Origin of the sequence: Bradyrhizobium sp. 147, assembly GCF_023073935.1 — a bacterium.
Classification (GTDB): Bacteria; Pseudomonadota; Alphaproteobacteria; order Rhizobiales; family Xanthobacteraceae; genus Bradyrhizobium.
This window is the reverse complement of the sequence record NZ_JADPKL010000081.1, coordinates 23,356-32,349: the sequence shown is the minus strand read 5'-3', so window position 1 is coordinate 32,349 and position 8,994 is coordinate 23,356. Positions and strand designations below refer to the sequence as shown.

The window sequence follows — 8,994 nt, the reverse complement described above, 5'->3', positions numbered from 1 at the left end:
CTGGCCTCGATAGTCGCTACCTGCAAGCTCAACAGCGTCAACCCGGCTGCCTACATCGCTGAAACACTCGAGGCGATCATCGACGGTCATCCCCATAGCCTGGACCACGCCAGCCCACGCGCCATCGGCGATGGGCCGAACGGCCATTGGAGACGACCACATTTGTTGCAGACCTCACTTGCAAAGAGCCGATTGCATCTTTTGTGGGCGACGGCCCGATCAGGGCCGAGTACTTCCTGGCCCATGTCGAGCAAATTCTCCTCGCCGTATTGCGCCAGAGCGACACGGTGATCCTCACAATCTGTCGAGCCAGAAGAACGAAGAGGGCCCGCCACATCGCAGACGCGGGTCTACTCTTCCTGCCGCCCTACAGCCCCAATCTCAAGCCCTCTGGATCTCATCGGACACCCTGAACATGTCCACTCCTGAAGAATGTGCCAGCGTCCGTCTTTGCGGACACATTCCGCTTCGATCGCGACACGCTCCAGTGAACCGCGCGGCATGCCCAAGCTATGAGACCAGCGCGCCCAAGAGAGGCAGATTGCCCGCACCGGTTCGCCGGTCCTGCCGGGATAAGAAGGCCCGGCGCCGCTCGACATTGCAAGGCCGCAACTTAGCCTTGGACCGCCAGCGTCTTACGAAAACCGGACCTGCGGATACTGCTAGGCAGCCTCAGCGGCCCGCGATTTCAGCCTCTTGATGTGCGGTACGCCGGCCTCAATCGCAAGCCGGTCCATGCCCAATGAGGACTGTCGATCTTGTTAACGGGATACGTCTCAATCGCGGGATTGTCCCAGATTGCGACGTCGCCTGATTTTCAATTCCAGCACAAGGTGTTCTGCGGGGCAGTGAGATAGGATTGCAGAAGTTCGAACAGCCTTTGGCTGGGATAGCGCTGCAGGCCGACAAAGTTCTGCACGGAACGGCCGAGCGAGAGCATGCGTTCGCCAGTCTCGGGATGAACACGAACGACCGGATGCGCCACTTCGTAGATCGTTCCGATGGATACGTCCTCCAATGCCTTCCTGGCGGCTTCGGTGGCCCGGTCCGTGGCAGTTTGATCGAATGCGGCGAAGCGCACAGCCCAGAGGTTATCGGCGAGCATCCGCAGCGGATCGGGAAGGTCAAGGTAAGCGGCCACCGAGCTTGACCAAGCGATCTCCCCGCCAAGCGGCGGGATCTCTGCACCTCGCAGCACTGAAATTGCTGGTCGGCGGCACCGAAGATGTCGGAGCTGAAGAGATCATCACCGTTCATCTGATCAACATGATCGCAGGCGCCATCAGGGAGCGTCTTCCGGATTGTTAAGCCTCCCCTTGTGTCCAGCATTGTGGGACTGCGTATCAGCGAGCCAAGCCGCAGCACACAACGCTGTTGCTGGGCATCAGCCAGATGTCCCTGATCACGGAAGAAGATGACCTTATGCTCAAGCAGCAGCCGGTTAATGGCTATGTGCCTCGTCAGACAAATCGTCTGACTGCGTAATGTCCTTGATTTCGATCCCAAGCCGGTCCGCGTGCTTGACGATGTCTGCTCGCGGAATGACATTATCAACGGTCATTGTGCCACTCATGACAGCGCCTTTCTCTGTGGATGTCTAAACAAACTCCGTGTTTGTTGGTTACGCCTGGCGATAAACGCGACAAATCCGTCTTGATGACACGCATGCGAGTTGTCTGAGGGGCGGGTAACCCACGCCGCACAAGGAGCCGGCTGAATCTTGTTACAGAGCACCATCATCTTAGGATCTGACTCCCTCTGAGTGCGGCGTACACAGCCAGTGCCGCTCCATGCAGGGCACTCGCATATAGCGCCACCAGATCGACTTTGCAGCTGTCGACGATACAAATCATAGACGCAATCCATGTCCAGTCCATGAAACGAAACCAGCTTTCTTTTCGATCTTGAGTAAAGTTCGCCTCGTCTCCGAACGCGTCCTTGGAAATTCGTCGAACAACGATTGCAACGTCACCTGACGCGACCGGCTTGGCCTCATCCGCACGACGAGAATCGAACTCGTTGGCGGCCGGCGCTCGCGAAGCGGATATGACAGACACCCAGCTTCGGCAAGCAACTCTATCAGAGAGAGTATCTTGTGTATACAACTACTTCCGCTCGCAATCACTTTCCTCGCGACTTGGAGTTGTCAATGCGCCTCGTCTTTCGTCGGCTGTTTATTGGGATGCTCTTCTTGCTGAGCAGGAAAGCCGCGGAAAATTTTAACGCTGCAACTCCCATTGCAGCTAAACAACGGACTCAATCCCTCGATTTGCGAAATCTGCGCGCGTCGCGGAATGCAGGTCGTCCGGGCTGTGACGTAACGTTTTTGCTCTGTCCGGAGGCGGAGATTTTCCTCACGGAACGCAGCTTGTTTTGGCTTCCTGGCAGTTGCCCGCAGAGAACAGAAGACAGAGCGCGGGGACCGCGCAGAATACGGTGCGGCCCCGAGACAATGCAGCGACTTCGCGCTCTCACATTGCAAAGCCGCACTTTATGGGCAGGCTATTTTGCCCCGATTAGCAGCACGACGCCTACGGCAGCATCGGATCTAAGATCATAAGCGGGGAATCCATCTTCCTAATGATCGCCCCTGCCTTCATGCAACCATACGGCGCGCAAAGATGATCAGACACGCACCAAAACTGCGAGGTTTAAGAGACGACGATGAAAGAATGCAACAACTGCGTAACGACGCGCCCACGCGGCCGAGCCGTCGTGTAAGTCTGCGCATCGCCAACAAGGACCCTTTCAAAAAGCTGAGGTTCGTCACAGGCAGCGGGAGACTCCGTTCGGGCTTACTTGCATGTGCAGACAAAGCTGCTTGTAAGCAGCGCCGTGCGAAATTGTGCTTGGGGTCTTGCTTGGCTCGGCCGGCAGATCGGTCTCACTGCCCGCTAAAGATAAGGGGTGCCTAGCAGGCGTTGCTGTTGGCAGCTTGAAAGGCGCGGGCCCAAAGCAGCGTTCAATTCGGGCGCTCTCATAGATTTGAACGACGCCGCTAACCTGCAGATGGCTGGCTCCTGCTGAGCTCGGCGGAGTGGACGATGTCGCAGAAGGCTTGGATGACCCGGTTGAGGCTTCGGAGTGGGGCTAGTGACTTCGGTACAGGCGCAACCTATCTGGGATCTGGACCAACCAATATGGCTCAACACTGAGCAGCAACACCTTTGACGAGAATACAGGCGCGATCTGCGGCACATATACGAACAATGCAAGCTGCTCCCGCGACGCGGGCGTGCCTCAACCGGCAAGCGGCCGGCTTGCTCAGACCAATCAAGGCTAGTCATCAGGCTAACCGTGAAATTTGTCGGATGCGGACCGACGACCGTTTAGACGGACAGCTCGATAGCGCGACGGGCTTTCAGGGTCTATGGTTGCTCTCGCTCGCAGAGCCGGTTGTAGGGAATGGTATCAGCGCCGGCGCAGATACCTTTACATTCAAGGCTGGCGACAGGGCAACTTACGTTCCAGTGGCGGCGTCGTGACCGAGAGTAGCGCAGGCGAGAAGCTCTCGAACACGAGGAAGAGCCTGAAGTGATATCAAAGTCGAGTCGGCTAGATTCGATACTGAAACCGACAGCACCTATAATTCACAAGTAATCATGCCGGCGACGGGAACGATCCGCTCGGTGTATACGCGCGGGCTGACTTCTGATCGCTTGTCAGTTGCGCGCCTCCAGGCTTGGTGACGCCATGCACACCCCGCCGACGCGACCGTCTTGACGCACTTGTTCGTCAGAGCTGCGGACCCCGAGGGGGTGCGCGACAAACAGGATGAGAGCGAAATCTCACCCTGATCGGCGCCACCTAGCATGCTCCACGATGCAACAGCCGACACCTTGCCGGACTAGCCGCCCCTTCCGTACTCTCGCTGCTCAGGTCGGCCGCGGCGAATGTATCGCGTTGCCCCTTCGCGCTCGAGCACCACGAACCTCCGTGCACGGCCCGTTTCGGAGATCTTCGGCGAACGTCGAGCACCGCTCCGTCCGATCCGAAGTCAGTACCGCGCCGCATGTAGCAGTCGGAGGATCTCGACGAGCCCGCAGTGACAGTTGGAGGCAGGTCGCTCAAAGGTTCTAATCCGTCGACGGGACATCGCAAGCGGGTGATGTTTTCCCCTGAGCTTTCGGCGCGCTTCCGTGCCGTCTTATTCAGCTGGACTAGCTTACTCGAACTTGCGGCGCTCGCCGTCTCTGCGCACCAAATCGCCCAGCTTCCTTGCGGGTTGTTTGGTGAGTCTGGAGGCATATGATCGCGCTTCGCGAGACCCGCTGGCCAGTCCCTGAACTGATTCCCTTTTCGGCAAATGCCGTCTCGCGCACTTAGCCGTTCCGGATCAGCTTCCAGACGGCGCGCTCCCTGAATGGTTCCAGTTCGCGGGCGCCTTGTAGATGGGATTCGGATCGGTCTGCTTTAATCCTGTTTGGTTGGCCCGGCAGGTTCGTCGGCACCTGTATTTTCGGATGAAGACCGACGAGAACTTTGCTGAGGCCACATGGAGGGAGCGCTGCTCAACGCGGTTTGCGCAACTTGCCTGAGAACTTCGACGGACGTCTCGCCGCGTGAGGCGGCTTCTAGACTTTTGGAAGCGACGTGCGCTCGGATGCCGGTCTCGTGCCGCGACAGGTCCTTGCACACTTCATCCAGAATTCGACGGAGGCAGGCGGCGGTTTCAGAGTTGAGCACAGAAAGTCTCCTCCAATGGAGCGGCGCAATGACTGCACTGCGCGGCAACTTTCACAACATAAATTTTAGCAATTGCGAATGTGAACGGCGATGGGAATGGTCTTAAGTCTCTTCACTTAACGTTGCATGATCATATAACGAAAGAACATCGCGCGTCATTAGGTCTAATCTCTTTAGCGAAGATTACCGACATAGTCTGGCTAGTCGTTCGATAGCCTGATGGTCTTGTCCGCGCCAAGCTGGGCCTCAGGGTTGAACATGCCCGCTCGTGGCGCATCATCAATAATGAATCTATTCGATGTCGTGAACCCGGCAAGCTCTGTCGATGACGCAGAAGGCCCGCTGCGCAATCCAGTTCACCTTCCGCGTAGATGTCTGCCCAATCCGCATACGCAGCTCGATCGCGGGAGCACCTCCTGAGTTAACGGCTCTACTCCTGATGAAGCCTCCAAACTGGCCAGAGTTCAGCCTTCTGATCGAATTGCTCAGCCAAGCCCGGCTCGCGCCGGCAAGATCGGCAATCGAATCAAGGAGCGCCGCCATCATCTTTTCCTCGGAACGAACTCCGGCGCTCCCTTTCACGACAGTGAGTGATATGTACAATACGCGGATTAGTTTTCGTGGATGGTGTGCTTCAAAACGATCGGCTTGATCTGCCGTCGGGCGATGAGCGTCCAGCTTCCAGCGGTAACCACTTCCTTACAGCGTCTTCAAGTACTCCAGAAGCGCCCGCCGTTCGGCGTCGGTTAATTCCGGCCCGATGACCCCAGGCGGCAGCTTCGTTATATCGGTTTCCTTGTCCTCAAAGGAATGCCCGCGATTGCTATTCCCAAGCAGCGATACGTTGAAGTCCGTAGGCCGGCCGCGCAGGCGTCGTTCGCTCGCACTTTCGCAACGAGCCCGACGCCAACAGGATCGAATTTGCGGCTGCCCACGCAGAAAGAGTTTGGCCGCCGGCCCTGGGGTAATAACATGTCCTTAAGCGTCGGCACGGACCCGTTGTGCAAATACGGAGCTGTTGCCCAAACACCGTCCAGCGGACGCGCGCGGTACTGAGGTTCAAGGGCAAGGACATCTTCGTCCTTGCCGTTACGGCGTGCCCGCGCTCCAATGTATGCTCGCGGGTTTTGGCAATTTTTCCTCGGCCCCCACATCTGCTGCTTGGTATTTTCGGAAGAATTGTTCGCAACGTTCCATTGATCGATCGTCTTGCCCACGACATCCATCAGCGCGAGCACAAATAGGGGGTTTGGCGCCGGATCGGCCGGAAGGCCGCACCCCCAGGCTTTGTTCAGGTCATCGATCGGATTGAGGCCGAGCGACGCGGGTAAGTGAACGCGCCGGGTCGTCAGGACATTGGACAGCATGGCAGCGACGGCTCAAGACCGTGATGATGTCTCAAACTTCACGACTACATCCGCAAATGCTGGACGTCTCAGCAAGAACGATTCAAACTGAAACACCCATTTTCTCAAGTGCCACAAATCACACCAACGCGCCCGTCTCACTCACCCGACGAAGGTGATAGTCGGCATCCCCAAACGTGTTCTCGATCATGGTCAGCCGCTTAAAATAGTGGCCGATCTTAGCGGCCATGGTCATGCCAAATCCACCGTGAAGCTGGATCGACTGCTGGCCGATGAACTTTGCGCTCCTTCCGATCTGCACCTTAGCCGCAGCGACAGCTTTTGCACGCTCGACAGCATTATCCATATCCGCGGCTATTGTAGCGTACATCGACATCGAGCGCGCCTGTTCGAGCGCCACAAACATGTCGGCGGCGCGGTGCTGCAGACTCTGAAACGAGGAGATTGGCACCCCGAACTGCTTTCGCGTCTTCATATACTCGACTGTGGTCCTCAGCGATTCGTCCATCAGGCCCACGGCTTCGGCGCAAAGCGCGGTGCGGGCATCGTCTACCACCCGCTCGATCAGCGGCAATGCGTTCTCGGGATCGCCGATCGCAGCTGCGCTGCCCACCTCGACCCTTGTGAAGCTGATGTCGGCGGCACGCAGCCCATCTTGGGTCGGGTAGCCCTTCTTGGAGATGCCTACTGCGTCGCCAGGCACCAAAAGCACCGCGATGCCATCTCGATCGCGTCGAGCGCCTTTGGTGCGGACGATGACAATCAAGGTGTCGGCGTTCTCGCCGTTGAGCACGACAAATTTTTCGCCGTCAATGACCCACCCATCGCCGGTCTTCCTTGCGGAGGTCATCACATCGTTCAGATCATAGCGAGAGTTCCTTTCGAGCTGCGCGAAGCCGAAGGTTCTGCTCCCGTCGATGATCCCTGGCAGATGAGCTGTCTTCTGCGCATCCGAACCGCCACGGCGCAGGAAGCCGCCGCCTATCACGACGGTAGTGAGATAAGGCTCGACCACCAGCGCTCGGCCGAACGCTTCCATCACGATCATGGTCTCCACGCCGCCGCCACCAAACCCGCCATCGGCTTCGACGAAGGGAAGCCCGAGCAGGCCCTGCTCCACAAGGCGGCTCCAGATTAGTCTGCTCCAGCCGCCCCTCTCCCTCAAATATGTCTTGCGCTGCTCGAAATCGTAGACATCGGTCAAGAATCCATCAACGCTTTCCTTGAGGAGCCGTTGCTCCTCGGACAAATTGAAGTCCATATCTCAGCTTCTCCTGGCAATGGATCTGGACCTGCTGCCGTTTCCCCATTTGCAGGGTGGAAGAAGGGTTAGAGCCCCAGCACCGCCTTGGCGATGATGTTGCGCTGGATTTCGTCAGAGCCGCCGTAGATCGAGACCTTGCGGTTGTTGAAGTAGCTCGGCGCGATCTGCGCGGTCCAGCCCATCGCTTCGTGCGAATGTTCGTCATAGGGCGCAGCGAATGGCCCGATCATCTCCATCAAGAGCTCAGTCGCGGCCTGCTGGCTTTGTGCGCCCTTCATCTTAAGCATGGAAGACGCGGGATTTGGCTTGCCGTGCTTTCCTTCGGCGGTGACAATGCGCAGTTGCGTAAGCTCCAGTGCCTTCAGCTCGATCTCGGAGATGGCGAGCTTCTCCCGGAAGGTGCGATCCTCGATCAAAGGACGGCCGTCACTTTCGAAGCTGGAGGCCAACTCCTTGATGTGCCGGATGCGCTCCTTGGAGACGCCGACCCTTGCAATACCAGTGCGCTCGTTGCCGAGCAGGAACTTTGCGTAGTCCCAGCCCTTGTTTTCCTCGCCGATCAGGTTTTCGCAGGGCACCTTGACGTCGTCGAAGAAAACCTCGTTGATCTCATAGCCACCGTCGATGGTCTGTATAGGGCGCACCGTCACGCCCTTCGTATCCAATGGGAAGACGATGAAGGAAATGCCCATCTGCTTCTTGGCGCTGGGATCGGTGCGGCAGAGGCAGAAGATCATGTTGGCGTGCTGCGCGTATGTGGTCCACGTCTTCTGTCCATTGATGATCCACTTGTCGTCCCTACGTTCGGCCTTGGTCGTGAGCGAAGCAAGATCCGAGCCGGCGCCGGGCTCCGAAAAGCCCTGACACCACCAGTCATCTACGTTTGCGATGCGCGGTAGATAATACTTTTTCTGCGCCTCGTTGCCGAAGGTGTATATGACCGGACCAACCATGCCGACGCCAAAGGCGAGCGGCGTCGGCGCCGGATACATCTGCAGTTCCTCCCTAAAGATGTAGTGCTGGACCGAGCTCCAGCCTGTGCCACCATATTCCTTCGGCCAGGAGCTGACGTTCCACCCCTTCTTGTTGAGGATACGCCACCAAGTGACCATTTCTTGCTTCGACACATGGCGGCCTTCGACCATGTTGTGCCGCATTTGGGGAGATACATTATCGCGCAGAAACTGGCGCACTTCCTCTCGGAACACTTGTTCTTCGTCGGTGAATACAAGATCCATCGGATTCTCCTGCAACCGGATCAAGGCGGGGTGGGCTGCGAAAGCCTGTCCATTCATGCCAATCGGGCGAGGCCTCGACGTTAGGTGAACTGAACGCGAAGCGTATTCTTGCGTCACGAAGGCATCTCCTTTTAGTGGCTCCTGCGAAGCCGTAGGATGATGGGCCCATGTCCAGCTCAACTTCTCGTTAGCTTTTTGACGCAAAAGTGTGATTTGCCCCTAAGGAGTTTTTTCCCTCTCAATCGACGTCAACGATTGTGCTGCTATTCCCGCCTCTCTCTCCGTCAGAAACGAGCACCCCGGTTTGCGAGAGCGAGCGCAGCATCCATCCTGCCTTCCAAAATGCATTCAGCCCGCCTCTTTGACAGTGTTGTAGCCTCTCTGTAGCAACGGCCGTGCCAACAACGCTCGAACGCTTTGACTTTCTAATTCGATACGA

The 8,994-nt window shown here is 57.4% G+C and carries 7 protein-coding genes; 3 read left to right on the top strand and 4 right to left on the bottom strand.

Translation table 11 applies throughout. The features are described from left to right. Positions 1-291, top strand: a complete 291-nt coding sequence (locus IVA87_RS35160) for a transposase domain-containing protein (RefSeq protein ID WP_256466491.1) — start codon at positions 1-3, stop codon at positions 289-291. 526 nt (positions 292-817) lie between these two features. Here the strand turns inward: IVA87_RS35160 and IVA87_RS19225 are convergent. After that, complete coding sequence (locus tag IVA87_RS19225) at positions 818-1,198, bottom strand: TauD/TfdA family dioxygenase (protein WP_247334596.1); 381 nt, start codon at positions 1,196-1,198, stop codon at positions 818-820. On the opposite strand from IVA87_RS19225, the gene IVA87_RS19220 reads away from it, so the two are divergent. Together IVA87_RS19220 and IVA87_RS19215 are read left to right on the top strand one after the other, a co-directional pair. Continuing rightward, positions 1,147-1,308, top strand: coding sequence for a hypothetical protein (locus IVA87_RS19220; protein ID WP_247334603.1), 162 nt, complete (start codon positions 1,147-1,149; stop codon positions 1,306-1,308). The genes IVA87_RS19225 and IVA87_RS19220 overlap by 52 nt on opposite strands. A gap of 1,816 nt (positions 1,309-3,124) precedes the next feature. Beyond that, positions 3,125-3,283: an avidin/streptavidin family protein gene (locus IVA87_RS19215; protein WP_346658369.1), complete on the top strand. Its 159-nt coding sequence runs from the start codon at positions 3,125-3,127 to the stop codon at positions 3,281-3,283. 2,185 nt (positions 3,284-5,468) lie between these two features. On the opposite strand, the gene IVA87_RS19205 is transcribed toward IVA87_RS19215, so the two are convergent. The 3 genes from IVA87_RS19205 to pimC all read right to left on the bottom strand — a co-directional run bounded on the left by IVA87_RS19205 (position 5,469) and on the right by pimC (position 8,555). Further along, positions 5,469-6,053, bottom strand: a complete 585-nt coding sequence (locus tag IVA87_RS19205) for a hypothetical protein (protein ID WP_247334601.1) — start codon at positions 6,051-6,053, stop codon at positions 5,469-5,471. 118 nt (positions 6,054-6,171) lie between these two features. Continuing rightward, positions 6,172-7,314, bottom strand: a complete 1,143-nt coding sequence (pimD, locus tag IVA87_RS19200) for a pimeloyl-CoA dehydrogenase small subunit (protein ID WP_247334594.1) — start codon at positions 7,312-7,314, stop codon at positions 6,172-6,174. A 68-nt stretch (positions 7,315-7,382) separates the two neighbouring features. Then, complete coding sequence (pimC, locus tag IVA87_RS19195) at positions 7,383-8,555, bottom strand: pimeloyl-CoA dehydrogenase large subunit (protein ID WP_247334599.1); 1,173 nt, start codon at positions 8,553-8,555, stop codon at positions 7,383-7,385. Positions 8,556-8,994 lie beyond the last annotated feature (439 nt).

Bases quoted from the DNA above. Each gene is read 5' to 3' on its own strand.
- IVA87_RS19205 (WP_247334601.1), bottom strand. From the start codon at position 6,053: ATGCTGTCCAATGTCCTGACGACCCGGCGCGTTCACTTACCCGCGTCG.
- pimD (WP_247334594.1), bottom strand. From the start codon at position 7,314: ATGGACTTCAATTTGTCCGAGGAGCAACGGCTCCTCAAGGAAAGCGTT.
- pimC (WP_247334599.1), bottom strand. From the start codon at position 8,555: ATGGATCTTGTATTCACCGACGAAGAACAAGTGTTCCGAGAGGAAGTG.